At 61.8% G+C, this 26,453-nt stretch carries 23 protein-coding genes and 1 riboswitch; of the genes, 13 read left to right on the top strand and 10 right to left on the bottom strand.

What is annotated here, in order from left to right; genetic code table 11:
* Positions 1-180: 180 nt before the first annotated feature.
* The 3 genes from IC235_RS14350 to fdhD all read right to left on the bottom strand — a co-directional run bounded on the left by IC235_RS14350 (position 181) and on the right by fdhD (position 4,381).
* Positions 181-2,733, bottom strand: a complete 2,553-nt coding sequence (locus tag IC235_RS14350; RefSeq protein WP_191005881.1) for an FdhF/YdeP family oxidoreductase — start codon at positions 2,731-2,733, stop codon at positions 181-183.
* 250 nt (positions 2,734-2,983) lie between these two features.
* Complete coding sequence (locus IC235_RS14345) at positions 2,984-3,307, bottom strand: DUF7009 family protein (protein ID WP_191005880.1); 324 nt, start codon at positions 3,305-3,307, stop codon at positions 2,984-2,986.
* 198 nt (positions 3,308-3,505) lie between these two features.
* Positions 3,506-4,381 carry a formate dehydrogenase accessory sulfurtransferase FdhD gene (gene fdhD / locus IC235_RS14340; RefSeq protein WP_191005879.1) on the bottom strand — a complete coding sequence of 292 codons (876 nt, stop codon included), beginning with the start codon at positions 4,379-4,381 and terminating at the stop codon, positions 3,506-3,508.
* 213 nt (positions 4,382-4,594) lie between these two features.
* On the opposite strand from fdhD, the gene IC235_RS14335 reads away from it, so the two are divergent.
* Complete coding sequence (locus tag IC235_RS14335; RefSeq protein WP_191005878.1) at positions 4,595-5,851, top strand: cation:dicarboxylate symporter family transporter; 1,257 nt, start codon at positions 4,595-4,597, stop codon at positions 5,849-5,851.
* A gap of 131 nt (positions 5,852-5,982) precedes the next feature.
* The gene (locus tag IC235_RS14330; protein ID WP_317173585.1) at positions 5,983-7,155 is read left to right on the top strand and encodes a putative sulfate/molybdate transporter; all 1,173 of its coding nucleotides are present in this window, start codon (positions 5,983-5,985) and stop codon (positions 7,153-7,155) included.
* A 129-nt stretch (positions 7,156-7,284) separates the two neighbouring features.
* On the opposite strand, the gene IC235_RS14325 is transcribed toward IC235_RS14330, so the two are convergent.
* The 3 genes from IC235_RS14325 to moaA form a co-directional block, all read right to left on the bottom strand.
* Positions 7,285-8,445 (bottom strand): MFS transporter, encoded by a 1,161-nt coding sequence (locus tag IC235_RS14325; protein ID WP_191005877.1) that lies wholly within the window; start codon positions 8,443-8,445, stop codon positions 7,285-7,287.
* A gap of 287 nt (positions 8,446-8,732) precedes the next feature.
* Complete coding sequence (locus IC235_RS14320) at positions 8,733-9,590, bottom strand: alpha/beta hydrolase (protein ID WP_191005876.1); 858 nt, start codon at positions 9,588-9,590, stop codon at positions 8,733-8,735.
* Positions 9,591-9,726: 136 nt separating this feature from the next.
* The gene (gene moaA / locus IC235_RS14315; RefSeq protein WP_317173584.1) at positions 9,727-10,764 is read right to left on the bottom strand and encodes a GTP 3',8-cyclase MoaA; all 1,038 of its coding nucleotides are present in this window, start codon (positions 10,762-10,764) and stop codon (positions 9,727-9,729) included.
* Positions 10,765-10,908: 144 nt separating this feature from the next.
* Between moaA and IC235_RS14310 the strand changes: the two genes are divergently transcribed.
* Both IC235_RS14310 and IC235_RS14305 read left to right on the top strand, forming a co-directional pair.
* Positions 10,909-11,151 carry a MoaD/ThiS family protein gene (locus tag IC235_RS14310; RefSeq protein WP_191005875.1) on the top strand — a complete coding sequence of 81 codons (243 nt, stop codon included), beginning with the start codon at positions 10,909-10,911 and terminating at the stop codon, positions 11,149-11,151.
* Between the two features lie 33 nt (positions 11,152-11,184).
* On the top strand, positions 11,185-11,607 hold the full coding sequence (locus tag IC235_RS14305; RefSeq protein ID WP_191005874.1) for a molybdenum cofactor biosynthesis protein MoaE: 423 nt from the start codon (positions 11,185-11,187) through the stop codon (positions 11,605-11,607).
* A 468-nt stretch (positions 11,608-12,075) separates the two neighbouring features.
* On the opposite strand, the gene IC235_RS14300 is transcribed toward IC235_RS14305, so the two are convergent.
* The 3 genes from IC235_RS14300 to moaC all read right to left on the bottom strand — a co-directional run bounded on the left by IC235_RS14300 (position 12,076) and on the right by moaC (position 14,688).
* Positions 12,076-12,768, bottom strand: coding sequence for a porin family protein (locus tag IC235_RS14300; protein WP_191005873.1), 693 nt, complete (start codon positions 12,766-12,768; stop codon positions 12,076-12,078).
* A gap of 223 nt (positions 12,769-12,991) precedes the next feature.
* The gene (locus IC235_RS22155; RefSeq protein WP_223847313.1) at positions 12,992-14,188 is read right to left on the bottom strand and encodes an NTP transferase domain-containing protein; all 1,197 of its coding nucleotides are present in this window, start codon (positions 14,186-14,188) and stop codon (positions 12,992-12,994) included.
* Between the two features lie 8 nt (positions 14,189-14,196).
* Entirely contained in the window at positions 14,197-14,688 is a 492-nt protein-coding gene (gene moaC / locus IC235_RS14290) for a cyclic pyranopterin monophosphate synthase MoaC (protein ID WP_191005872.1), read from the bottom strand.
* Positions 14,689-15,066: 378 nt separating this feature from the next.
* Here moaC and IC235_RS14285 point away from each other — a divergent pair, with 378 nt between their 5' ends.
* Positions 15,067-16,284 (top strand): molybdopterin molybdotransferase MoeA, encoded by a 1,218-nt coding sequence (locus IC235_RS14285; protein ID WP_191005871.1) that lies wholly within the window; start codon positions 15,067-15,069, stop codon positions 16,282-16,284.
* 316 nt (positions 16,285-16,600) lie between these two features.
* Here IC235_RS14285 and IC235_RS14280 read toward each other — a convergent pair whose 3' ends face one another.
* Positions 16,601-17,194, bottom strand: a complete 594-nt coding sequence (locus IC235_RS14280; RefSeq protein ID WP_191005870.1) for an FMN-dependent NADH-azoreductase — start codon at positions 17,192-17,194, stop codon at positions 16,601-16,603.
* A gap of 115 nt (positions 17,195-17,309) precedes the next feature.
* Here IC235_RS14280 and IC235_RS14275 point away from each other — a divergent pair, with 115 nt between their 5' ends.
* The 8 genes from IC235_RS14275 to IC235_RS14240 all read left to right on the top strand — a co-directional run bounded on the left by IC235_RS14275 (position 17,310) and on the right by IC235_RS14240 (position 26,209).
* Positions 17,310-17,711, top strand: coding sequence for a winged helix-turn-helix transcriptional regulator (locus IC235_RS14275; protein ID WP_191005869.1), 402 nt, complete (start codon positions 17,310-17,312; stop codon positions 17,709-17,711).
* 87 nt (positions 17,712-17,798) lie between these two features.
* A riboswitch (SAM riboswitch) is annotated at positions 17,799-17,904 on the top strand.
* Between the two features lie 74 nt (positions 17,905-17,978).
* Entirely contained in the window at positions 17,979-21,785 is a 3,807-nt protein-coding gene (gene metH, locus IC235_RS14270) for a methionine synthase (protein ID WP_191005868.1), read from the top strand.
* 142 nt (positions 21,786-21,927) lie between these two features.
* The gene (metF, locus tag IC235_RS14265) at positions 21,928-22,884 is read left to right on the top strand and encodes a methylenetetrahydrofolate reductase [NAD(P)H] (RefSeq protein WP_191005867.1); all 957 of its coding nucleotides are present in this window, start codon (positions 21,928-21,930) and stop codon (positions 22,882-22,884) included.
* Positions 22,885-23,006: 122 nt separating this feature from the next.
* Positions 23,007-23,486 (top strand): tetratricopeptide repeat protein, encoded by a 480-nt coding sequence (locus tag IC235_RS14260; protein WP_191005866.1) that lies wholly within the window; start codon positions 23,007-23,009, stop codon positions 23,484-23,486.
* Between the two features lie 183 nt (positions 23,487-23,669).
* Positions 23,670-24,179 (top strand): energy transducer TonB, encoded by a 510-nt coding sequence (locus IC235_RS14255; protein ID WP_191005865.1) that lies wholly within the window; start codon positions 23,670-23,672, stop codon positions 24,177-24,179.
* Positions 24,180-24,390: 211 nt separating this feature from the next.
* Positions 24,391-25,170: a hypothetical protein gene (locus tag IC235_RS14250; protein WP_191005864.1), complete on the top strand. Its 780-nt coding sequence runs from the start codon at positions 24,391-24,393 to the stop codon at positions 25,168-25,170.
* Positions 25,171-25,196: 26 nt separating this feature from the next.
* Positions 25,197-25,742 (top strand): hypothetical protein, encoded by a 546-nt coding sequence (locus tag IC235_RS14245; RefSeq protein WP_191005863.1) that lies wholly within the window; start codon positions 25,197-25,199, stop codon positions 25,740-25,742.
* 26 nt (positions 25,743-25,768) lie between these two features.
* Positions 25,769-26,209 carry a putative signal transducing protein gene (locus tag IC235_RS14240; protein ID WP_191005862.1) on the top strand — a complete coding sequence of 147 codons (441 nt, stop codon included), beginning with the start codon at positions 25,769-25,771 and terminating at the stop codon, positions 26,207-26,209.
* Positions 26,210-26,453: the final 244 nt, after the last annotated feature.

Here is a 26,453-nt window from a genome sequence, read left to right as displayed (position 1 = left end):
AACAGTTGAGCAAACAATAAACTCGCCCAGATTATTCATCTGCTCCCATTGAAGGCACGTGTTCGGGGGGCCGCGGCCGGCAACGGACGCCGCTGCTACGGGCAGACCCTCAACCGCGTCTGCCTCCCTTCCAATAGTTACAAGCTGTGAGCGAACCAAGCCTCGGGCAGGGCGGTACCCCTACTCCACCATCATTCTCTCCCGCGCCTTAATGCGCTTGTCATTATTGGCGGCGGTGGGCACCACCGTTACTACTACGTATTTCGAGGTAGGCGTATTACTGATCTTTGCCACGCTGCCAATGGGCACCAACGGGTTGGCCTCGGGGAAATAAGCCGAGACGTTGCCCTTCGGAATGTCGTAGGGCACGGCCACGAATTTCTCCACCCGGCGCTCTTCGCCCTTGTAGTGGCTGGTGATGTCGATGAGGTCCTTGGCTTTGATGCCGCGGGCCGCCATGTCGGCCGGGTTCATGAAAAGCACGCGGCGCTCGCCGTGGATGCCCCGGTAACGGTCGTTATACTCGTAAATGGTGGTGTTAAACTGGTCGTGGCTGCGCACCGTCATCAGGACCAGCTGGTCGGGCTCGATTTCGGGCTTCTCCAGCGTGGTCGTGGTGAAGTTGGCCTTGCCGTTTTCAGTGGTAAACTTCCGTTCGCGGGGGCCATTGGGCAGGTAAAACCCGCCCGGCTCGCGGAGCTTCCGGTTGAAGTCTTCGAAGCCGGGGATGACGCGGGAGATGTGGTCGCGGATGACGTCGTAATTCTCGGTCATGGCTACCCAGTCGGTTTTGGTTTTGTCGCCGAGCGTGGCAATGGCCGTGCCGCAGATGATGGCGACCTCGCTGAGCTGGTCGCCGGCCAGCGGCACCAGAACGCCCTTGTTTTGGCTGACCACGCCCATGGAGTTTTCGCACGACGTTAGCTGGTGGCCCGACTTCTGCATGTCGATGTCGGCGTGCGTAAAGGTGGGCAGCAGCAGGCTGGTTTCGCCGGTGGTAAGGTGGCCGCGGTTGAGCTTGGTGCCCACGAACACGGTCAGCTTTTGCCGGCGCATGGCTTCGGCAATCAGCTCGGTGTCGGGGCCGGCGGCGAGCAGGTTGCCCCCCAGGCTGAAGTAGACCTTGGTGTGGCCCAGGCGCATGGCCTTGATGGCCTCTACCACGTCGAGCCCGTCTTCGGCGGGCGGCGTGAAGTGGAACTCCTTCTGCAGCGCTTCCATAAACTGCTTCGGCATGCGCTCCCAGATGCCCATGGTGCGGTCGCCCTGCACGTTGGAGTGGCCGCGCACCGGGCAGGTGCCCGCCCCGGGCTTGCCGATGGCACCCTTCATGAGCTGCAGGTTCACAATCTCCTGGATGGTTTGCACACCCTGGCGCTGCTGCGTGACTCCCATGGCCCAGCAGGTGATGATTTTCTGCTTGGGGGCAATGAGGTTGGCGGCTTCGAGCAGCTGAGCGCGCGAGATGCCGCTAATTTCCTCGATTTCCTCCCAGCTCGTGTTGCGGATGTTCTGCTCGAACGACTCAAAACCAGTGGTGTACTCGGCGATAAATTCACGGTCGACCACCTGGCCGGGGTTCCGGTCCTCGGCTTCGAACAGGTGCTTCATGATGCCCCGCAGCAGGGCCATGTCGCCGTTGATGCGCACTTGCAGGAACACGTCGGTAATCGGGGTGCCATCGCCCATGAGCGCGCCCAGCGCCCGGAGAGGATTCATGAAATCCTGCGGATTTCTAAAGTGGTTGAGGCCCGCTTCAATCAGCGGATTAATGCTGATGATCTTAGCCCCGTTACGCTTGGCTTTTTGCAAGGCCGTGAGCATGCGCGGGTGATTGGTACCCGGGTTCTGGCCGATGATGAGAATAACCTCGGCCTCGTGCAGGTCGTTGAGCGTGACGGAGCCTTTGCCCAGGCCCAGCGTGGGGCTGAGGGCCGAGCCACTGCTCTCGTGGCACATGTTGGAGCAGTCGGGCAGGTTGTTGGTGCCAAACTCGCGGGCAAACAGCTGGAAGAGGAAAGCCGGCTCGTTGGGTACTTTGCCCGAGGTGTAGAACACCGCTTCGTTGGGCGAATCCAACGCGTTTAGGTTATCGGCGATGAGCTGGAAGGCGTCGGGCCAGGCAATGGGCGAGTAGTGGTTGTCGCCGGGGCGCTTCACCAGGGGGTGAGTCAGGCGGCCGGCGTTGTTCTGGTCGCGGTCGGTCATGCGCGAGAGCTCGGCCAGGCTGTGCCGGGCAAAGAACTCGGGGCCGGCGGCCTGGTCGTCGGCATCGGAGGCGGTGGCTTTGGCCCCGTTCTCACAGAACTCGGCCACGGAGCGGTGCTCGTCCGGATCCGGCCAGGCGCAGGACGAGCAGTCGAAGCCATCCTTCTGGTTCATCTTCAGCAGGGCTTTGGTGCCCCGCCCCACTCCGCCCTCACCCCAGCTAAACTGCATGGACTTGATTACGGCCGTAACGCCGGCGGCAACTTTCGCGCGGCCTTCCAGCCGCAGGCCCGTTAGGGCTTCCGGGGGCTGAGCCAGGATGGGGTGCTGGTATTTGGCGTTGGCCACATCGGGGGCCGGAATGTGCGCGTGCACGTGCGTGCGGTTGGGGTCGGAGCGGTAGTGGTCGGGCGCCGGCGCCGCGCCCTGGCTGGGGCGCTCCCCGCTTTTGGGGGCATTGGCCTGCGCCCCCTGCTGGTCGGTTTGACCGGCCTGGCCGGGATCTTCAGCGGGAGATTTTTCCATGACAGTGAGTAGAAAGAGGACGCGAGAGGATAAGCAAAACCACTACAATAGAGCTTACGGGCAGCCATTCGGTTTTTTAACTGCCATAGGCTACAGTTGGTTTCCAACCGGGCTCAAGCCAAGCAAGGTAACGAATTGGCACCTGGGGCGCCAGGTTGAACTACACTCTTCTATTCAGACGAGACTGCCGCGGTTAAAGTTACCCTAGCAATTCGGCTATAAGCGGTGCAGCCTGTGGCAGGCCGGGCGGCTAGTGCCGACAATCCAAATCCTTTTCGATTAACACTTTAAGAGACTGGTTTTCGGCCATCATCAGGGTGGCGGAAAGGCCGTTCTGGTCGGTGCTGGTCCAGTGCGCGGCCAGCGTAGCGGGCACTTTCACGGTGATGGCCCCGGCTCCGTGGGTGATGCGAAACTCCTCCGAATCAGCGCGCTCCAGCGCGTAGGTCAGGCTTTCGCCCACCGTGAGCCCCAGCGGAACCACGACGGCTACGCGACCCGTCTCGGCAAAATGAGCGACTTCGGCCTCGGAGAGACGGAGGCGCAAGGAATGGTCTTCGAAACGAAGCTTCATGGAGGAAGGGTTGGAATGAAATTGAGCAAGACCGTGATAAGCCAGCCAAAAAATCAGCCCGGTATACAGCCATCGAGAAAGTATCAGCTCAATGCATCAGTTCGTCACACCGGGCCGACGCTTTCCGAATCTACTACGCGAAAAACTCGGCAGAGGATAGCAGTCCTTCCCAGACAGCTTCTTACTGCTCACTCTTCTTTAACGGGCATTTGCCAGGCGCCAGCCTCCGCAATAGATGTTGAACCGCTGCTGTCGCACGAAGCCAAGTACCGTCATGCCAAAGCTTTCGGCCGCCTGCACGGCTAAGCTACTGGGGGCCCCTACCGCCGCCAAAACCCCAATTCCCGCGGCGGCAGCCTTTTGCACCAGCTCGAAGCTGACGCGGCCACTCACCAGCAGCACGTGCTGGTGCAGCGGCAACTGGTTGGCCAACAGCATCGCGCCGATGAGCTTGTCGAGGGCGTTGTGGCGGCCCACGTCTTCGCGCAGCAAGAGCAGCTCGCCAGTGGGGCTGAAGAGCGCGGCGGCGTGCTGCCCCCCGGTTTGCTCGAAGCCAGCCTGGGCCGCGCGCAGGCGCTCGGGCAGTTGGTGCACCACGGCGTAAGCCAAGTGCGGGCCGGTGGCCGGCAGCGTGGGGCAAGTAGCCATGCGCACGGCATCGATGCTGGTTTTGCCGCACACCCCGCAACTGGAGCTGGTGTAGAAATGCCGTTCCAGGGCCGCGAAATCAACTTTTACGTGGGAAGCCAGCTCAGCGCGAACCACGTTGCCAGCTTCTTCGGCCTTCCGTACATCGGGGCAGGGAATGATGCCCAGCAGGTCGGCTTTGCTCCGGATAAAGCCTTCGGTGAGCAAAAAGCCGGCGGCCAGCTCTTCATCGTGCCCCGGCGTGCGCATGGTCACCGACAGGGTACGGTGCCGACGCTGACCAGCCTCCTCGTAGCCCACCCGGATTTCCAGCGGCTCCTCAGCCGCGAGCTGGTCGGAGGCCTGCACGGCTGGGCCGGCCCCGCTCACTTTCTGAATGGTGGTGAATTCGTAGCTGGCGGCGGGGAGCAGAATGGCGGGGTTCATGGCGGAGGTGGAATTTACCGGAGCAGCCAGTAAGTAACGGGGCCTTATAAGCAAGAATCCTGGACGTAGGTTCCTGAAAGTACGGTGGATGCCAGTTCAATCTGCTAAGGCTTCCCATGCCGGTGCCTGAGCCGACTGCCCAACGGCTTGAACAGGCTCGGGCGATTCCTGCGTAACACCATAGCTTAGCACCGCTTACCGTAGCTCTACCAGATGAACCTCAAGAATATCACCCGCCACCTGACGCTTTGGGTACTGCTGGCCATCGCGGCCGGGGCGCTGCTGGGCCACTTACAGCCCGCTACCGCCGTGCAGATGGAAGTTCTGGGAAAGCGCTTCATCGATGTGGTGAAGCTGTTTATAAACCCTATCATCTTTCTAACCATCACGCTCGGCATCAGCGCCATGGGCGACCTGAAGAAAGTAGGTCGCATTGGCGGCAAGGCGCTGCTCTACTTCGAAATTGTGACGACGCTGGCGCTGGCCATTGGGGTGGGCGTGGCGGCGCTGGTGCGACCGGGGGCGGGCGTGGCCGTGGGCAAGCTCAGCGCAACGGCCGTGGACGAGTACGCCAAGCGCGCCGGCCAGTTTTCCTGGTGGCATTTTCTGGCCGATAACGTCACGCTGCAAGTGCTGCTGCTGTCCATCGGGCTGGGCATAGCCTTGAGCAAATACGCCGGCCGCGAACCCATCATTCACCTCCTGAAAGAGGCCTCGAAGTATGTGTTTCGTGGGCTGCACCTGGTCATGCTTTTCGCACCCATCGGGGCCTTTGGCGGTATGTCGTTTACCATTGGCAAGTACGGCATCGCCACGCTGCTGCCGCTGGGCAAGCTCATGGCTACCGTGTACCTGACCATGGCCGTGTTCATTTTCGCGGTGCTCGGCGCCATTCTGCGGTACTGCGGCGTGAGCATGTGGTTGTTGCTGAAATATCTTAAGGCTGAGCTGCTGATTGTACTCGGCACTTCTTCTTCCGAAGCGGGCCTGCCGGGGCTGATGGAGAAGCTGGAACGGATGGGCTGCGCGCAGCCGGTAGTGGGCCTGGTGGTGCCCACCGGCTATTCCTTCAACCTCGACGGCACCACCATCTACCTCTCGCTCGCCACGCTTTTTCTGGCCCAGGTATTCCACGTCGACTTATCCGTTGCGCAGATTATCAGCATGATGGGCATTCTTATGGTCACGAGCAAGGGGGCGGCCGGGGTGGCGGGTAGCGGCTTTGTGGTGCTGGCCAGCACCCTCACCGCCCTGAAGGTGATTCCGGTGGAAGGGCTGGCCCTGCTGCTGGGCGTGGACCGGTTTATGTCCGAGGCGCGCTCCCTGACCAATTTCATCGGCAACGGAGTAGCCACCATCTTTCTGGCGCACCACGAAGGCGCGCTCGACCACGACCTGGCCGCGCAGGCGCTGGGTAAGCACTTACAGCCTCCTTACCGCGTCGGGGCCTTACCAGCTGAGAGGGCCTGAGCCTGTAGTGAAAGAAACCGCCGGGGGCGGGGCCTGGGCTGCGCCGCGTTCGTGCCGTTAGAAACCGGTAGTTCGGGCATCTTTCAACACGGCGAAGCCCAGGCTTTGCCCTGCGTGCCGACATTTGCTCCGTGGAAACTTCGACCCTGCCCCGCCCCGCTCCCACCCGCCCGCCCCTGCGGTTCGACCGCAATGAGCTGGCCGGCGCGTTTGGCGACCTGGGCACTGACTTACCACTGCTCATCGGCGTCATCGCCGCCGCAGGTGTCGACAGTGCCGGGGTGCTCATTCTGTTTGGGCTGATGCAGGTGTTTTCGGGTCTGTGGTACCGGCTGCCGATGCCGGTGCAGCCCCTCAAGGCCTTTGCGGCGCTGGTGATTGCCCAGAAAATTCCCGGCCGGGTCATCTTCGGCGGCGGGCTGGCCATTGGGGTGAGCATGTTTTTTCTGTCGGTAACCGGCCTAGTTGATGCGCTGGCGCGGCTGGTGCCCAAGCCGGTGGTGCGCGGTATCCAGTTCGGACTGGCCTTGCAGCTGGCCACGCTGGCCCTGAAGCAATACGTGCCGGCCGACGGATTGCCCGGCTACACGCTGGCCGCCGTGGCATTTGCCGTCACGGTGGCGCTGCTGGGCAACCGGCGCTGGCCGGCGGCGCTTATCGTCATTGCCCTGGGCGCCGCTTACGCCTTGGTCCTCAAACTAAACCTGGCCACGGCCCAACAAGCCGTTGGTCTGCATCTGCCCGCCTGGCACGTTCCCGCCCCGGCCGACATTCTCACCGGGGCCGTGCTGCTGGCCCTGCCCCAGATTCCGCTGTCGCTGGGCAACTCGGTGCTGGCCACCCGCCAGATTGCCGCCGACTACTTCCCCGAGCGCGGCCTCACCGTGCGGCAAATCAGCCTCACCTATGCGCTGATGAACTTAGCCAGCCCCTTCCTGGGCGGATTCCCGGTCTGCCACGGCTCGGGCGGCATGGTGGGGCACTACGCGTTCGGGGCGCGCACGGGGGGCTCGGTGATTATCTACGGGGGCTTGTTTCTGACGCTGGGATTATTTTTCAGCCGGGGCTTTCAGCAGGTGGTGCAGATTTTTCCGCTCCCCGTCTTAGGTGTGCTGCTGCTGTTTGAGGCCCTGACGCTAGCCACGCTCTTGCGCGACATCAGCGGGCAGCGCCGCGACTTGGTGGTGGCGCTGCTGGTGGGCCTGCTGTGCGCCGGGCTGCCGTATGGCTACCTCGTAGGCCTGGTGGTGGGCACGGCGGTGCACTACGCCATGCAACGCGGTTGGGTAGAGCTGGGGAAGTAGCGGTTAACAGCTCCCGGCCAGCTTGCGCTTTTCGGTTGGCAGGTTGGGGAACCTCACCCTCGTCCCCGTTCGCTTACCGCCGCGAAGCCCAGAAAACGAGGAGCCGACCCCAAGCTGCTGGTCGCTACCCTACACCCGCACCCGGCTTGCCACGGCCGACACGCACAGCCCCATGCCGGCAATCAGGGCAAACGACACCTGCAAACTCGTAGCTCCGGCCACCAGGCCGATAATGGGCGGCCCCAGTAAAAAGCCCAAGAACCCAATCGTAGACACCGACGCCAGCGCCATGCCCGCCGACATGCGCGACGATTTCCCGGCTGTGCTGTACACCAGCGGCACCACCGCCGAGGTTCCGAACCCCACCAGCAGAAAGCCCAGCACCGCCGTAGCCAGCGTGGGCCACAGCACGGCCAGCAGCAGGCCCGTGGCCGTGAGCAGGCCGCTGAGCTGAATAACCCGTCGGGCTCCCAGCCGCCCCGCCAGCCAGTCGGCCCCGAATCGGCCCAGCGCCATGGTGCTCATGAACGCCGTGTAGCCCACGCCCACCCAATCCGGCCCGGCCCGGACTACCTTTTTGAAGTACACCCCGCTCCAATCGAACATGGCCCCTTCGCAGATGAGCGCGCAAAAGGCAATGGCGCCCAGCCCCAGCAGCTCCTGGTCGGGCTTCACGAAAATGGGCGGGTTCGGGTCCACGTTGCGGTCTTGACGCACGGTGTAGCCGGCACTCACTGCCAGGCCTGCGCCAAGGCACAGCACGATGAGCAGAAAATGTACCCCGGGCGCCACCGCGTGGCCAATCATGAACGTGCCCAGGCTCGCCGCCACGAAGCCCGCCAGGCTCCACAGCCCATGAAACGAAGCCATAATGGGCTGGTGCTCATACAGCTCCTCCACGCCCACGGCCTGGGTATTCACCGCGATATTGGTCAGGTTGCCGCCGATGCCGAATAGTACCAGGCACGGCAGTAGCTGGTAGAGGCTGCTGGCCCAGCCCAGTCCCAGCAGGGCCGCGGCGTATAGCCCCAAGCCCCACAGCACCACTTTGCGGCTGCCCTCCTTGGCCACCAGCCACCCGGTGAAGGGCAGCGACAGCAACTGCCCGATCGGAATGGCCAGCAGAAGACCGCCCAGTTGGGCTTCGGAAACCCCCATGCGCTGCTGCACGCTCGGAATACGCGAAGCCCAGCTGGCAAAGCACAAGCCCAGCAGGAAAAACAAAGCCCCCACGGCCACCCGGTGCGCTTTTCTGGAAATTGGTTGGGAAGGAGCAGTCAACGAAATCATACAGCTACGGTTCTCACGGCGGCGCGGGAGCTCTCGTCCCCAACCCCAATTTTTGCAGGCCCAAGCTCCCCAACGCCAACCAGCCCCGACGAGTTGTCGAATGAGCCCGCCGGGTGATTATCCTTCCACTCTTTTACCTCACCCGCCTGCTTCAGCCTGAGCAGCATCAGCAGCCCCCTCGATCTTTAATTAAGCCATGCTCAACGCCACGGCCCAGAACGACAACCGCCTACTCTAGCGCCCTTTAGTTAGCCAGATTATTTGGTCCGCCCCATATTTAAGTAAGTCTAGATGCCGTCAGGCTCCACCTCTCCCCCGGAGAGGGGGCCGGCCCCGTAGGGGTCACGTGAGGCTCCCAGCAGCTTTGCTATCTCACGCTGGTAAAGCGGGTTGTCGGTCATGCCGTTGTGTCCCGCGCCGGGCAGCACCACTAACTGATCGGTCGGCTTGAGCAGGGCTTTTAGCTTGAGCGAGGACTCGTAGTAAATCACCTCATCGCAGTCGCCGTGAAACAGCACGATGGGCGCGCCGACCCGTGTAATCAGCTCGTTGGTGGGCAGGGGGTACCGTACCAAAAAGCCCGGCACGAACGGGTACAAGTGCGTGGCTAAATCGCGCAGGCTGAAATAGGGGGCCTGCAAAATCAGCAGCCGGGGGTGGTGGTGAGCCGCCAGCCAGGTAGCCGGGCCGGTTCCGACCGAGTAGCCGAGAATCACGGTCTGGCTTTCGGGGTACTCCGGCCGCAAGTGCTGGTAGGCAGTCTGCACGTCGCTCAGCAGCTGGCTCTGGCTGGTGATTTGGCCGCCGCTCTTGCCGTAGCCGCGGTAGTCGAGGATGAATACGTCGTAGTGCAAGCGGGTGTAGGTAGCCGCCGCCGCGCCCCAGCTATCCACTGCCCCGGTATTGCCGTGCAGGTAAAATAGCAGTCCCTTCGACCCCGGGGCCTTGAAGAGCACCCCGTGCAGGCGGGTGCCGTCGGCAGCGGTAATCCAGCGCTCCTCGAACTGGCCCGGAAAGTGAAATTGGTAATCCGCGCGCAACTGATTGGGATAGAACAACAGGCTTTCCTGCTTGAAATACAGCACGCCGCACAACGCAACGTAAAGCACGGCGACCACGACCAACAAGATGACCAGAACTTTCATAGCGCTACCTTAAAAACCCTCAATAGACTCAAATCCAAGACGCTGCGGCGCAAAATATCCAGCCGACTACCCCTGGCTCAGCCACCACATGCAATAAATAAATTTTATATTATCAGCTACTTACCTGAACAAGATGTCAACCCCCAATGGTAGCCATGCTCTCGAAGCTGAGCTGGTGCAGGGGCCGCTGCTGCTCCGCCTCAAACCCGTTGGCCGCCCGGAAGCGGAAGGCCGCGGCTAACGCGGCTACCAGCTGCTCGTCGTCGTGGCCGCCACGCAGCAAGGCGCGCACATCGAGCACACCCTGGTCGTAGAGACAGGTCTTGATACCACCTTCGGCCGTGAGGCGCAGACGGTTGCAACTGCCGCAGAAGGTCCGCGAATAGGCCGCGATAATGCCCACCCGGCCCTGGTGCCCGGCAATAGCGTAGTCCGTAGCCGTGGCGCCGACCGACCCGGCCAGGGGCGTAAGCTCGCCAAAGTGCCCGGCCAGATGCCGACGAATGCGCACGTGGTTCCATGGCAACGACGCGGGTCCGGCCGCGTGGCTGCCGCCGTTAAAGGGCATCTCTTCAATGAAGCGCACATCAACGGGTAGCGTGCGGCTAAGGTCGGCCAGCGGGATGAGATCGGCAATGTTTTGCCCATCCATGACCACGGCGTTGATTTTAACCTGGATGCCGGCCTCGAGCAGGGCGTATAACGTTTGCATCACCCGCGGCAGCTCGTCGCGCCGCGTGATGCTCGCGAACCGGGCGCGGTCGAGGGTGTCGAGGCTGAGGTTCACAGCTTTCACCCCCATCCGGGCCAGGGCAGGCACGTGCGGGGCAGTGAGCACGCCGTTAGTCGTCAGGCTGAGGTCCTCGATGCCGGGCAACTGGGCGAGGCGTTCCATGAAATACACCAGGTTGCGCCGCACGAATGGCTCGCCGCCGGTCAGGCGCACCTTGCGCACACCCAGGGTGGCCAGCAGGCCGGTGAGGCGCAGCATCTCCTCGTAGCTCAGCAGGTCGTGCCTGGGCGTATACCGGATGCCTTCCTCGGGCATGCAGTAGAAGCAGCGCAGGTTGCAGCGGTCCGTCACGGCCAGGCGCAGGTACTCCAGCGGCCGGCCGTGCTGGTCGAAGAGGGGCGACACCACCGGGGTGACCAGGGAAGAGGCAGCGGGAAGCACGTTTATCACCAATTTTGTCCGGCTGTACGTAACATGGCCGGCTTGCGCTAAACCCCCAACAACTAAAAGGTGTTCAGTCTGCGCGCCGCGGCCCCCGAAATGGCGGTTGCCCGTCGTTGGGGCCTCAATTTTACGTCGAAAGATATGTCATTAACCATTGCCCTGTACGGCATCACCCGCGACATTGTGGGGGCAGCCACCATTGAGCTGCCGGCCCCGGCGCCTACCACCGTGGGCGAACTGCTGGCCGAAATGCGCCGGCAGTACCCCGCGCTGGGCGAGTTGCGCAGCTGCGCCGTAGCTGTGAACCAGGAGTACGCCCCCACCGACCAGCCCTTACACCCCGTCGATGAAATCGCCCTTATTCCGCCGGTGGCCGGGGGCTAGTTCATCGAACTTCGTCCTACGCCCCCGCCATTCATGACCCGCCACCTCACCATTACCGATCAGCCCATCGATGTTGCCGCCGCCCTGGCTGCCGTGCAAACCGAGGCCGCGGGTGCCGTCAATGCCTTCGTTGGTACGGTGCGCAATCAATCGGGTGGACGCGCCGTGCGGCGCCTGCACTACGAGTCCTACGACAGTATGGCCCTGACGCAGCTTGGCCACGTGGTGGCGCAGGCCCACGAAAAGTGGCCTATGCTGCAAGCCGTGGCAGTGGTTCACCGCAAAGGCACGCTGGCCTTGGGCGACGTGGCCGTGGTGGTGGCCGTGGCCACGCCCCACCGCGCCGAAAGCTTCGCGGCCTGCCAGTACATCATCGACACCTTAAAGCAGGTGGTAACGATTTGGAAGCGCGAAGAATATGAAGACGGCACCGAGTGGGTGGCCGCGCATCCGTAGCTGAGTTTCAGCCACCAAAAGCCCGGCTTCCTGGCGGAAGCTTGCGCTCATCCGAAGTGCCAAAGCAGCACCGGCCTACTGGTCGGCGCTGCTTTCGTAATTATCGCCCGGACTCTCTGGTTGTTTTCTGCTAACCAAGTGCCACTAAGCACCGGGCATAAGCCAAGAAGGATGTTATTTCAATATCCTGCTCGAGGACAGCATTTTGAGAGAAGTAAATTATTAGAACAGCTACGGCACTCTTTTCGCACCAGGACTTCCCAAACCCCAATGCGGTGCTGACCATCTGGTCAGCACCGCATTGGGGTTTGTAGGCTAAACCTCCTAGAGGGAGACGGGATATCTGCGGCTGAAATGCTGTTCAGGCGACCGCGCCTGTGCTGAAGAGCTACTCAGGAGAAGCGTGAAAACGGCGCACTTTCGTTCGTTCAACCGCGAGACGCCCGGCGAGGCGTCTCTACACTGCTTTTACCGGCTGGGAATCAGATACCCCAGGGAAAGCTGAAACGACGAGTGACGGGCATTTTTGAGGTCACCATTAAAGTAAGCACCGTTATCACTCTTCACGAAGTCGCTGAAGGCACCGGTGTAGCGCAGATTCAGACTCAGCCCGTTCTGGGCCTGGTAGCCAAGACCGGCTAGGTAGCCCAATTCGTTGCGATTGAGTCCGCTCACATCCCTCTTATTCTGGGCTTCGGTAGTAGTCGGCGAACCGCCTGAGGCGGACGTGGTGGTAACTCTGGTTTGATCGTTGGCGCTGATCAGGTAGGAGTATTGCGGGCCAGCTTCGACAATGAAGCCCCCGGCATTGATTTTTAGCAGCACCGGCACGTCGAGGTAGTTGTAGTTGACGGTACCCTCGCGCGTTTGCTTGGTACCCAGAATGCTGGTGAATTCCGTGGGCTTGTTCTCGAAGCCCTTCTGCGAATACAGCACCTCGGGCTGCACCGACAAAAAGCCATCAGCGGCAACTGGCACGTTGAGCATTACGCCACCCAGAAAGCCCACCTTGTTGTTGTAAATGCTTTCGTTTTTGACGTTGCCCGCCAGGTTAGAATAGTTGGCGCCGGCGCGCAAGCCGAAACGGATGTCTTGAGCCTGAGTCGAAGAAATAGCGGTGGCCACCAGTGCCGAGGCTATTATAAAGGCAGATTTTTTCATGTCGATTACTGCTATGTGGAAAACAGATTTGAGTGGGCGCAAGTCGAAAAGTGTGCCAATCTGAGCCACCAGCGGCCATTCTGCTTTATCGCATTTAGTATCAGGCCAAAAAAAAGCCCGACCGTAGTATAGTCAGGCGTTTTCGGGCCGTTGGGCTTTGGGAAGCATTCGCGCTGGACTCAACCCGGCCTGACCGCCAGTGACTGCTGTAACTATTGGCACCTCAGCCCATCAGCTCCCGCTCCGCTTGGGCGCGCTCCTCGGGGGTATTCACGTTACGCAGCTCGGCGGACACCGGCGCGGGCAGCAGCGCGATGTCGGAGTTGATCAGGGCCTTGCGCGGACAGGAATAGCCCATACTCAGGAACCGTAACAGCTGCCCGTAGCTGCGCGGCTCCCAAATGGTGACGAGCGGCTCGGGAAAATCATCCACAGGGCTTCGCAACGCCGTGGCCGCGCGCGCCGACTGCCGGTTAGTAACCAGGAACTCCAACGTGGTGCGGGTGAGGAACGGCAGGTCGCAGGCCAGCACCAGCCAAGCGGCATTCGGATCGGCCTGAAACGCGGAGAGCAGCCCCCCCAGCGGACCCAACCCCAGGAAGGTATCGGGCAGCGGCGTGAGCCCGGCGGGCAGGTCGGCGGCCTGCTCGGGCCGGACGGACACGCGCACGTCGGGGCAAAACTCGCCGAGCAGCGCGGCCGTGTGCTGGCGCTGGTCGAGGCCGTGGTACTGCAGCGCCCCTTTGTCGGTTTGCATCCGCTCGCTGCGCCCCCCCGCCAACACGAGGCCCCGCAGTACGGGCTCAGCCATAAAATACCACTGCCGCAGGAAGGTGGCGATACCCGCCGTATCGGCCAGGGGCAGCACGGGCGGCAGCGGCGCGGCGCTCAGGTGCTCGGCCAGGACGGCGGGCAAATCGGTCTGGCCCTCCGCCAGCAAAATCAGCCGCACGTCGGTGAGGCGGTCGAGCTTCTGGTGCAAGGGCTTGCGGGGGTCGACTACCACTACTTGCTGGCGGGCCCGGAAATGGTTGCCATTCACCAGCACCATGCTTTCGTGGGCCAGCAGCTCGGGCTGCGAGAACTGGTCGAGCCGGCGGGTCAGGTTAAGCTGGCGGTAGCTGATTTTATCAATCAGCTCGGCCGAAAGGCCCGGCTCGGCGACCCGGAGCAACGGCGAGGCCCCGACTTCAGCCGCCGCGTCGGCCGCGCTGGTGGCATCACCCGCGGCGTGGTCGGCGTCGACATACCCTACCCGCAAGGCCGGCGTCAGGTGGGGTAGCAACCGGGCTACCAGGGCCTGAATATCCCCGCACGGGGCCCCGAGAATGGCTAGCTCGTGCCGACCAAACGCTCCCACGTCGGGCCGGGCCAGGGCGGCGTGCCTGGCTCGTTTTACGGCGGTAGAATGACTGTCCATGACGAAAGTTACACAGTTTCGGGACGATGAAAGTCGCTTTTACCCCCGGTTTTTTCGACAAGCTGCACACCATCAATGGTAATGTCGTGGGAGAAGGCCTTACACATGTCGTAGAGGGTGAGGGCCGCCACGGTGGCCCCGGTCAGGGCTTCCATCTCCACCCCGGTGCGGCCCGTAACCACGGCGGTGCACTCCACGCGCAGGGCATCGGGCCCGTCAGGCTCGATGGTGACTTTGCAGTCGTCGAGCCCCAACGGGTGGCACAGGGGGATGAGCTCAGCCGTACGCTTGGCTCCCATGATGCCCGCCAGGATAGCCGTGTGCAACACCGGCCCCTTGTGCGAGGGCATTTCCCCAGCCTGCACCCGCCCCAACAGCTCCGAGCCGAGCACCACGCGGCAGCGAGCGCGGGCCAGGCGGCGGGTGGGCGGCTTGGCCCCAACATCGACCATGGTAGGCTGGTTGGCAGCGTTGACGTGAGTAAAATCTGGGGGGAACATAAACAAAGGAATGTAAATACGCTTATTTGCGGCGGATTGTCAGCCCCATTGAGCCAACCGGCAGGAAATCATCTTTACGGCAAATCTGCCGCGTAAGAATAAATACGGCACCGGATTTATCGGCCCCTGCCAGTAATTAGAGCAGTTCTCGCATCGGAGAAAAGAATTAAAAATTAAAAATGAAGAATTAAAAATCTGATAGCCATATTTTTAATTCTTCATTTTTAATTTTTAATTCCTAAAAAACCGTACACTGACTTGGGAACCGCTCTAAATCGACTGAGTCTCAGCCTAGCCTGGGCGCGGCCGGCGGTTTTGACCGTTGCGCCGTTCAACGACCAGACGCAAATATTGCCTTGCTCCTTGTTTGTACCGCTTATGCTTTCCGTTGCCGAAGCCTTTGCCCGCGTGCGGGCCACTGCCCGCCCGCTACCGTCCGAAACTGTGCCCTTGCCCCAGGCCGTCGGCCGCGTGCTGGCCGCAACCATCGTGGCCGACCGCGACTTCCCGCCTTTCAGCCGGGTGGCTATGGATGGCATTGCCGTGGCCCACGCCAGTTGGGCGGGCGGGCAGACGGATTTTGCCATCGAGCATACCCAGTACGCTGGCGCCCCCGCCCAGCCGCTGCAAAACGCCCACGCCGCTATCGAAGTAATGACCGGGGCCGTGCTGCCGCCCGGTACCGACGTAGTGGTGCGCTACGAGGATATTCAGCTGGAGAATAGCCGCGCTACCATTCAGATTCCGCCACCCGGCGTGCCCGGCGTGAACATCCACCGCCAGGCCGCCGACCGCCGCCGGGGCGACGTACTGCTCCGGCCCGGCGTCCGCCTGGGCCCCGCCGAAGTGGCCGTCGCCGCCACCGTAGGAGCGGCGGCAATAACCGTGGTGCGCGCCCCCCGGGTGGCCGTCGTCAGTACCGGCGACGAGTTAGTGGACCTCGATGAATTGCCCTTACCCCACCAGATTCGCCGCTCCAATGCCTACGCGCTGCAGGCCCTATTCAGCCAGGCTGGGGCGCAGGTGTCGCTGTTTCACCTTAACGACGAATTCGTGGTCCTGCGCCAGGGCCTGGCCGGTATTCTTGACACGGGCTTCGACGCCGTAGTGCTCAGCGGCGCCGTGAGCAAGGGCCGCGCCGACCACCTGCCCGGCCTGCTGCGTGAGTTGGGAGCAGTTGAAATCTTCCACGAAGTGAATCAGCGCCCGGGCAAGCCCATGTGGTTTGGGGCGCGGGCCACCGGGCCGGTGGTATTTGGCCTGCCGGGCAATCCAGTGTCTACTTTCCTCACGGCGTGCCGTTACGTGCGGCCTTGGCTACGAGCCAGTCAGCGGCCGGCCGATGCGGCAAGCGCGGCAGTAGAAGGCCCCGCCCCAGCTATCCTCACTGTTGACATTGAGTTCAAGCCCCAGCTAACTCATTTCGTGCCCGTGCGGGTCGAGGTTGACGCGACAGGCCGCTGCCTGGCCACACCGCTGCGCGTGGGCGGCTCGGGCGACTTGGCCGGCTTGCTTGGCGCCACCGCCTTCCTGGAGCTGCCCCCGGAACCAGTGCGGTTCGCTGCCGGCACCGTTTGGCCCGCTTGGGTGCTGTAAGACGGACGTCAGTTACTTACTCATCGTGCATTGCCCAAAAAGACGGTTAATCCGTCAGTATAAGGCTCAAGACATCTTCCGGCTCAGATCCTGGTCGCCGGGCTCCCCGTTCCTACGGGGCGGCCTATGCCCTATAAGCTCCCGGGGCATATCAGGTTTCGGCGGCTGCACCGGGTACACGAATTAGGAAACAACTGTAAGCCAGAAATATCCTCCTATCCACTCTCACCAATTATCATCCCTTAGAGCCGCACCAAACCGAACGCTTTGACTGGACGGCCTCGTTACAGCCGAAGCGTTCGGTTTGGTAGAGACACTAGGCGGCCGCGTGAATCTGCCGAATGGCATCGCGGGCCGCGCTCACGGGCTGCTCACCGAGCAGGTTGAGGCGGTCGGCGCTGATGACCTGCACGTCGGTAATGCCCACGAAGCCCAGCACCTGGCGCAGATAGGGCGTGGCCAAGTCGTAGGGGCTGCCGACTTCCACCCCCCCGGAGGTGATGACCAGATAGGCTCGCTTGCCCGTCAGCAGCCCTTCGGGACCGGCCGCCGAGAACTTGAAGGTGAGACCGGCGCGGGCAATCAAGTCAACCCACGTTTTGAGCGAGGCCGGAATACTGAAGTTGTAAATCGGCGCGCCGATGATGAGCACGTCGGCCGCTTTCAGCTCCTGCACCAGTTGGTCGGAGAAGGCCAGCGCCTGCTGCTGCTCCGGCGTGCGCTGCTCAGCCGGAATGTAAAAGCCGCCGATCATCAGGTCGTTGACGAAGGGCAGGCTCGTAGCCACATCGCGGTAGGTAGTGTGCAGGTCGGGGTGCTTGGTCGCCAACTCGGCTACGAGTTCGGCCACCAACTTGCGGCTCACCGACTGTTCGGTGCGGCCGCTGGAATTAATCACTAGTGCGTTCATGAGTAAAAGGTTAAAAGTATGGATGGCGAAACTACAACCCATACTTACTTTTTGTTAGTGGTTATCTTTTTGTTAGTTGCTTACCTTTGGGTACCAATAATTGAATCTGAGGTATATGACCACTAAAAAAAAATATCCCCACTGCTGCCCCGTGCGCTACACCCTGGACCTGATTGGCGGCAAATGGAAGCTGCCCATCGTAGCGCTGCTGAGAAGCGGGGCGCTGCGCTTCACGGAAATTGAGCGCGCCCTGCCCGGCATCAGCGCCCGCATGCTGATTAAAGAGCTCAAGGAGCTTGAAAGCCACGGGTTGCTCACGCGCACTGTTTTCGCGGCAGTGCCCCTGCGCGTGGAGTATTGCCTTACCGATGACGGCTACAGCTTGTGCCCCGTGTTTCAGGCCATGCACGCCTGGGGTAGCACGCACATGGCAAGCTTCGCGGAGGAGACGGCGGCGTGTATTGGCCCAAAAACGGTGGGGCTGGCAGAGCCGACCGAAGCCCAAAAACTGGGCTGAGCTTTTGGGTGACGCAATCGGGTTCCGACGCTACCCGAACGGAGTGGCAACCCGGCTATTGCAGTTGCGTTGTACCTTTGCCCTAAGCTGCTATCCAGAAAGACCGAGGGACCGGGCCCGATGACGTCTTGGCAACCTGCTCCGCAGGTGCCAACTCCCGTTTCGCCGCCTTTTTAGCGAAAGAAGATGTCAGCCGGAACCGGACGCGACTGTTCGGGTTTCTTTCTGGATAGGCGTGCTATTTCGCCGTAAACCCACCCGAAAGAAATGCCGACTGCCACCCGCTCCACTGCCCCGCAACCCGAACTACCAAGTGCGCGCCACCGTCTCCCCGACCTGCTGCGCGAGCGGCTGCTGATTCTCGACGGGGCCATGGGCACCATGATTCAGCGCCATCCGCTGACGGAAGAGGACTTCCGTGGTACGCGCTTCGCCGACCACCCCAAGCCCTTGCGTGGCAACAACGACCTGCTCAGCCTCACCCGCCCAGACATCATCAAAGGCATTCACGCCGAATACTTTGCCGCCGGGGCCGACATGGTCGAGACCAACACTTTTTCGGGCACCAGCATCGCCCAGGCCGACTACGGCCTCGAGCACGTGGTGTACGAGTTGAACTACGAGTCGGCCCGCCTGGCCCGCGAAGCGGCCGAGGAGTACTCCACCCCGGACAAGCCGCGCTTCGTGGCCGGCGCCGTGGGCCCCACCAACCGCACCGCTTCGCTTTCGCCCGACGTGAACCGCCCCGGCTACCGGGCCGTGACCTTCGACGAGCTGGCCGCCGCCTACCTGGAACAGGTGCGCGGCCTCGTCGATGGCGGGGTCGATGCCCTGCTCATCGAAACCATCTTCGACACGCTCAACGCCAAGGCGGCGCTCTACGCCGTGCAGAAGTTCTTTGATGAGGGCGGCCGCGAGGTGCCACTCATGATTTCCGGCACCATCACCGACGCCTCGGGCCGCACCCTGTCGGGCCAGACGGTGGAAGCGTTCTGGAACAGCATCCGCCACCTGCCGCTGCTGAGCGTGGGCCTGAACTGCGCCCTCGGCGCCAGCCAGCTCAAGCAGTACGTGGAAGAGCTCAGCCGCATTTCGGACGTGCACATCTCGGCCTATCCCAATGCCGGCCTACCCAACGCCTTCGGCGGCTACGACGAATCAGCCCAGGAATTTGCCGCACTCGTAGAAGAGTACCTGAAAGACGGCATCGTGACGGTGGTGGGTGGTTGTTGTGGCACCACGCCGCAACACATTGCCGAGCTGAGCCGGCTGGCCGAGCGGTATCAGCCCCGACGACTGGCCTCACCCCCCAATCCCCTCTCTGAGGGAGAGGGGGAGCCTGAAGCTGGCGCAACGGAATCGCTTGGCTCCCCTCTCCCCCGGAGAGGGGCTGGGGGTGAGGCAACCACCCGCCTGGCCGGCCTTGAGCCCTTCAACATTACCCCCAACAGCTTGTTCGTGAACGTGGGCGAGCGCTGCAACGTGACCGGCTCGCGCGCTTTTGCCCGGCTTATCCGCACCGGGGCCTACGAAGAAGCCCTGGCCGTGGCCCGCACCCAGGTGGAAGAAGGCGCCCAGGTGCTCGATATCAACATGGACGAGGGCATGCTCGACTCGGAGCAGGCCATGACCACTTTCCTGCACCTCATCGCCTCGGAGCCTGATATTGCGCGGGTGCCGTTGATGATTGACTCCTCGAAATGGAGCGTGCTGGAAGCCGGCCTGAAGTGCGTGCAGGGCAAGAGCATCGTCAACTCCATTTCCTTGAAGGAGGGCGAGGAGCTGTTCCTGCAGCGGGCCCGCACGGTACGCCAGTACGGCGCGGCCATGGTGGTGATGGCCTTCGACGAGCAAGGCCAGGCCGATACCCTGGAGCGGCGCATTGCCATTTGTCAGCGCAGCTACAACCTGCTGATGAGTATCGGCTTCCCGGCCGAGGACATCATCTTCGACCCCAACATCCTCATCGTGGGCACGGGCATGGAAGAGCACCGCAACTACGCCATCGACTTCATTGAGTCGGTGCGCTGGATTAAGGCCAACCTGCCCGGGGCCCTTACCAGCGGGGGAGTGTCGAACATCAGCTTCTCGTTTCGGGGCAACGAGGTGGTCCGTGAGGCCATGCACGCCGCTTTCCTGTACCACGCCATCCGGGCCGGGCTCGACATGGGTATCGTGAACCCCAACCAGTTGGCCGTGTACGATGAAATACCCAAAGACCTGCTGGAGCTGGTGGAAGATGTGCTGCTCAACCGCCGCGCCGACGCCACCGAACGCCTGCTGGAGTTTGCCGATACGGTGCAGAAAAAGGGTAAGGTCGATGTAGTAGCCGACGCCTGGCGCAGCCTGCCGGTGCAGGAGCGGCTGGCGCACGCGCTGGTGAAGGGCATCACGGAGTTCATCGACGAAGACACCGAAGCCGCCCGCCAGGAGCTCGCCCGCCCGCTCGACGTAATTGAAGGTCCGCTCATGGCGGGTATGAACGTGGTAGGCGACCTGTTCGGAGCCGGCAAAATGTTTCTTCCGCAGGTGGTGAAGTCGGCCCGCGTGATGAAGAAGGCCGTGGCCTACCTCGAGCCCTACCTGCTGGCCGACAAGCAAGGCTCGGACCGCCAGACCGCCGGCAAGATTCTGCTGGCCACCGTGAAAGGCGACGTGCACGACATCGGTAAGAACATCGTGGGCGTGGTGCTGGCCTGCAACAACTTCGACATTGTCGATTTAGGCGTGATGGTGCCGCTGGAGAAGATTCTCGATGAAGCCCAGCGTCTGAACGTGGACGTTATCGGCCTTTCCGGCCTGATCACGCCCAGCCTCGATGAGATGGTATACGTGGCCCAGGCTATGCAGAAGCGCGGCATGAAAATGCCCCTGCTCATCGGCGGCGCCACGACCTCGCGCCTGCACACGGCCGTGCGAATCGCCCCCGCCTACAGCGGCCCCGTGGTGCATGTAAACGACGCCTCGCGCAGCGTGGGTGTAGCGGCGGGCCTGCTCGGCTCGGGGGAAGCCGCTTACGCCCAAACTGTGGCCGACGACTACGCCGCCCTGCGGGCCGATTACGCCAGCCGCCAGCGCGACAAGAGCTACCTGACCATCGAGGCGGCCCGCGCCAACGGCTTCCCGGCCGATTGGGCTACCACTCCCATCACCAAGCCCTCCTTCCTGGGTACCAAGGTGCTGGAAGACTACGACCTCGCTGAGCTGGCCGAATACATCGACTGGACGCCGTTCTTCCATACCTGGGAGCTGAAAGGCCGCTACCCACGCATTCTCACGGACGAAACTTTGGGCGAGGCGGCCACTAAGCTCTTCGCCGATGCCCAGGCCATGCTGCAGAAAATCATCGACCAAAAGCTGCTTACGGCCCGGGCCGTGCTCGGCTTCTGGCCGGCCAACACCGTCGATTACGACACCATCGAAGTGTACACCAACGACGGACGCGACACGGTAGCCACCAAGTTTTTCACGCTACGGCAGCAGGGCGAAAAGGGCCCCCGGATCCCCAACCTGGCGTTCTCCGATTTTCTGGCTCCCAAGGCTTCGGGCCGGGCCGACTACCTGGGCGGGTTTGCCGTCACGGCGGGCATCGGCATCGAAACGCTGCTGGAACAGTTCGAGGCCGACCACGACGACTACTCCAGCATCATGGTAAAGGCCCTGGCCGACCGCCTGGCGGAAGCCTTCGCCGAGCGCCTGCACGAGCGGGTGCGCCGCGAGTTCTGGGGGTACGCGCCCGACGAGCACCTGACCGGCGACGACCTCATTCAGGAAAAGTACCGCGGCGTGCGCCCCGCCCCCGGCTACCCCGGCTGCCCCGACCACACCGAGAAAATCACCCTGTTCCGGCTGCTCGACGCCGAGGGCAGCACCGGCATCAGCCTCACCGAGAACCTAGCCATGTACCCCGCCTCTTCGGTAAGCGGCTTGTACTACGCCCACCCGGACGCCCGCTACTTCGGCCTGGGCCGGATTGGCATCGACCAGGTGGCCGACATTGCCCAGCGCAAAGGCATGGAGCGGGCCGAGCTGGAGCGCTGGTTGATGCCCAACCTGAACTACGAGCCCAAGTAACCCTATCCCAACCCCTCTCTCCCTATAATTTAGGAGAAAGGCTTTTATCATTACTCAAGCTTAAGTCCTGAAATCTCTCGGCTCCCCTCCCCCGGAGGATTCTCCGGTTCAAGGAGAGAGGGCCGGGGGTAGGGTCCCGAATATGAAAGTAACCGAACACCTGGCCCGCGCCAAAGGCAAAACGCTTTTTTCCTTCGAAGTGCTGCCGCCGAAAAAGGGCGAGAACATCCACACGCTGTTCTCCAACATTGAGCCGTTGATGGAGTTCAAGCCCCCATTCATCGACGTGACTTATCACCGCGAGGAATACGTGTACCGCCAGCACCCCAACGGCTTGCTGGAAAAGAAAACCGTGCGCCGCCGCCCGGGCACGGTCGGCATTTGCGCGGCCATCAAGAACCGGTTCGATGTCGATACCGTGCCCCACCTGATTTGCGGCGGCTTCAGCAAGGAAGAAACGGAGAACGCCCTGATTGACCTGCACTTCCTGGGCATTGACTCGGTGCTGGCCTTGCGCGGCGACCCCATCAAGTCGGAAGGCGTGTTCAAGCCGGAGCCCGATGGCCACGCCTACGCCTGCGACCTCATCGGCCAGGTAGCTAACCTGAACAAGGGCGAGTACCTCGACCAGGAGCAGGACGATACCTGGGCCACGAACTTCTGCATCGGCACGGCCGGCTATCCCGAAAAGCACTTCGAAGCGCCCAACTATAATGCCGACATCCGCTACCTCCGCCATAAGGTAGACCGCGGCGCCGATTACATCGTGACCCAGATGTTCTTCGACAACGAGGAGTTCTTTCGCTTCGAGAAGCTCTGCCGCGAGGCCGGTATCACAGTGCCCATTATTCCGGGCCTGAAGCCCCTCACCACCAAATCGCAGCTCTCCATGCTGCCGCGCTCCTTCTACCTTAACCTGCCCGAACCGCTGGTAGAAGCCGTGAGCCAGTGCCGTGACAACGAGGCCGTGCGAACCATCGGCATCGAGTGGTGCCTCAACCAGAGTCGCGAGCTCATGGCCCACGGCGTGCCCTGCCTGCACTACTACTCCATGGGCAAGTCGGAAAGCATCCGGCGCGTAGCCAAGGAGCTGTTTTGATGGAGCTTACGCTGAGCTATGAGCCCGCCAAGCAGTGCGCGACGCAACACACTGGCCAACCAAGTGCTTTTTCTTCCGTTGGCTGAATCTCCGGCTTATTCACTGCTACCCGCTCCCTGAAGATGCTCGACGACCTGTTTGCTCGTTTGCGGCTGGCCACCGCCCCGGCTGAGATTGAAACCCTGCAGAATGGTATTTGGCAGTGGTGGCTAACAACCAATGACCTTGGCCTGGACAAGGAGCTGGAAGCTGGCATGCGCGCCATGCAAGCTGCCGATTACACGCTGGCCATCCAGCACTTCACCCGGATAATACAACTACGTCCGGACTTTGCCGAGGGCTGGAACAAGCGGGCCACGGCCCACTATCTGCGGGGCGAGTACCGGGCTTCGCTGGCTGACATTGCCGAGACCCTCCGCCGGGAGCCTCGCCACTTCGGCGCGCTGGGGGGCCAGGCAGACATTTTGCGGCAGTTAGGCGAATACCGGCGCGCCCTGCGGGTGCTGGACCGGCTAGCCGCCATTTGCCCCTACCTGCCGGGGCTGCCCGAGCAACGGCTTAGCCTGCGTGAACGGCTGGAAGACGGTGACCCTTTAGAATAAGGCATTCTATAATCTATAAAAAGAAACATTTTGTTATCTTTCATCCCGCAAACGTTTTCGGGCCACCCCTGCTCGATCTCCTTTCTACCTGAGCTGTAATTTATTTTGATAAGACCCATCACCCTTGTCTGTTGGCATTTGCTGCCACTGCTGGGACTTTCGTTGGCTGCGAGTGCCCAGAAAATGCACACCACCAAATGGGAGAGCGGCATGCTGGACCACCGCACCAAGGTTGGCGTGTGGGAGTATTACGGCATTACCCGTTCGAAAGAACAAGTAGTCGTGCAGCGCTACGACCACTCCAGCAAGCAGCTACTGTACTACCGACCCGTGGCCCGGATGGAGTACAACACCGAGGTTGCGCCGGGCGAATGGCGGTACAAGGTGGTAGACCAGCCCCCAATGTTTATTGGTGGTGATGCAGCATTAGCCGTTTACACTACCCAGCTGCAGTATCCCCAGCAAGCGCAAGACAGCAATATCCAGGGCCAGGTCACCGTCGGGTTTGTCGTCGACACGCTCGGGCAGGTATCGGCCCATCGGGTGTTGCGCGGCATTGGGGCCGGCTGCGACCAGGAAGCCCTCCGCGTAGCCCGTACCATTCCCAACGAATGGATACCGGCCCGAATAGGCAATCGAGCCGTTCCGACAGAGTATGAGTTAACGCTTTCTTTTCGCCTGGCCCAACCGTAAAAGGGATGGGCCAACTCGGGCTAGCCGGCTCATCCGCATCCTACCTTCCGCCTCCGTGCTGTTGCTTCGGGAGAAACCATCGGCACTGATCCCGTAAGAAGCAGAACGGGCTTCTGTGGGTTCATTTTGCACTCCTTTACTACTTTGTAGGACTGTTACTCCGGCTGGCGCTAACTCATACCGCTTACCTTTGGAACACCGAGGCCAGCTCATGAGATATTCCTTCCTTCTCCTTCTCGTACTTTTATGGAGTTGCGACAATAAACGCACAACTAATGCGCCAGTCACGCAAGCCCCCGGCCCCACAACCGCCGCCCCGGCTATCATGTCTTCAGCCAAGCCATCTGCAACCAAACCCCTCGACACCTTAGCTGCTGCTTCGGCTAGCGCTGGTTCCACCAATGCTCATCGTTTTCTGGCATCCGGCGAAACCCTGCGGCAGTTCGTGCCGGCCGGCTATTTCATTCAGTACGAAGCCCAGGGCGACATTAGCCGCGATGGCATCGCCGACGTCGCCCTGATCCTGCGGGAAATCACGGACAGCACCTCCGAGCGGGCATTTGTCGTACTGCTCGGCCAGCCTTCCTCCCCCAAATACAAGCTAGCCGATGCCGGCTGGAATGCCATCGGTCCTCAATGTTCGGACGATGGCTATCCCTTCCGATCCATCGAGCAGTTGGCTATTGCCAAGGGGGCCATCTCCCTGGAACTTTATGATCCCGGCCCGGCGGGCAACCTTTTCACCACTTACCGTTACATAGCTGGTAACGTACAGCTCACAGAAAGAGAAACCTTTTTCCAAGGCGCAGGCCAAGCCAGCCGCTGCCACGAGCATCTGCTGACGGGCGTCACCGAATGGGAAGAGGTTCACCTGCTGAAAGAGCCTGCGGAAAGCACCGAAACAACTGAGCAGACCAAACCAGTGAAAATTCTCCTCCACGACAGCAACCCGGATGAGATGACCAACAATAAAAACCACCAATTAAAGTAATGGACCAACGGCCTAACGGGATTAGAATGAAGCTGAAGTATTTTTCAGGCAGCCTGCTGGCGGCCTTGCTCCTCACGGGGTGCGACTCCACGCCCCGTGAGCGTCAGGCAGTGGCCCGCCAGGGAGCGCAGAAGCTGGACACGCTAGCCCGCACGGCGGCTCAAAAGCTGGCCCGCGTTGGTAAAGCCACCGCCCGCTACGATGCCGCCAACCGCGCCCGCCGCGCCCGGCCTCTCGACCCGCGCCAGGAGATAGCAATGGAAGACAAGCTGCTGGGGCCCTACTCCGGCCAGATCAACGCCCTTACTCCGGCCGACCTGCCGAATGCCTACGCCCAACTAGTGCGTGAGGCCCGCTCCCAACGCACCACCTGGACCGACCGGGAGTGGGACTACGCCCGCGCCGTGTACAAGCGCCTGAACGACCAGCTCAAGCAAATCCGCCTCGACCTGCCCGCCCGCGATGAGTTGCGCGTCCGCGCCCGGCAGGCCGAGTTCGTGGCCTTGCAAGCCGGCCACGCGGCCAAAGGCATCCGCGAAGCCACCAAAGAAGCCCCGACGGCTACGAAATAGCTGGCCACCAAGACCTATTTTCCGGTATGCCCAGCCCCGATTCCGTCGTTTTTATCGAGTCGTTCTACGAGCCAATGGCAGCCAACGTAGCCCGCACCCGGCTGGAGGCGGCGGGCATTCCGTGCTTTCTCAGCAACGAGCAGTTGGTGTCGCTCCTGCCGCTTTACAGCCCCATTACGGGCGGCGTTCGGCTGCACGTGCGGCAGCGCGACGCCGAAGCGGCCCTGGAGATTCTGCGTACCGTGCCCGTGCCGCCAGCCACCAGTCCCGACGAGGCTTCCTTCGCCGCCGATGCCCCCGACCCCGTCACTCCCCGTTGCCCTCGTTGCGGCTCCTCCGATGTGGCTTACGGGCCGGCTACGCGCAACACCTATGGGTTGTGGTCGGGGCTGCTCTCGGTACTGCTCCGGTTTCCGGTGCGCGACAAGCGTTACCACTGCTTTCATTGTAGCAACGAATTTAAATAGTCGTGGCCGCCATCGGCAGCATCGTATCTATTTTTAAAAAACAATGGCTCTGAGGTGCTCTGGCCGTAAGCAAAGCTGCTCTGGCCCTTTTTGCCTCCGATTCGTTAAAGGAGCGACACCAGTGGCGAAGCCATTCGTTAACAACGGCGAGAGCAGTTAAAGAGGGAATTAGGCAGTGTCTGAAAAGTGCTGGAGCTTAACTTAGGGGATGGCAGCACGATACGAATTAACGGATGCGCAGTGG

The sequence above is a fragment of the Hymenobacter montanus genome, from assembly GCF_014699115.1.
Lineage (GTDB): Bacteria > Bacteroidota > Bacteroidia > Cytophagales > Hymenobacteraceae > Hymenobacter > Hymenobacter montanus.
This window is presented reverse-complemented; position numbering and strand designations above follow the sequence as displayed.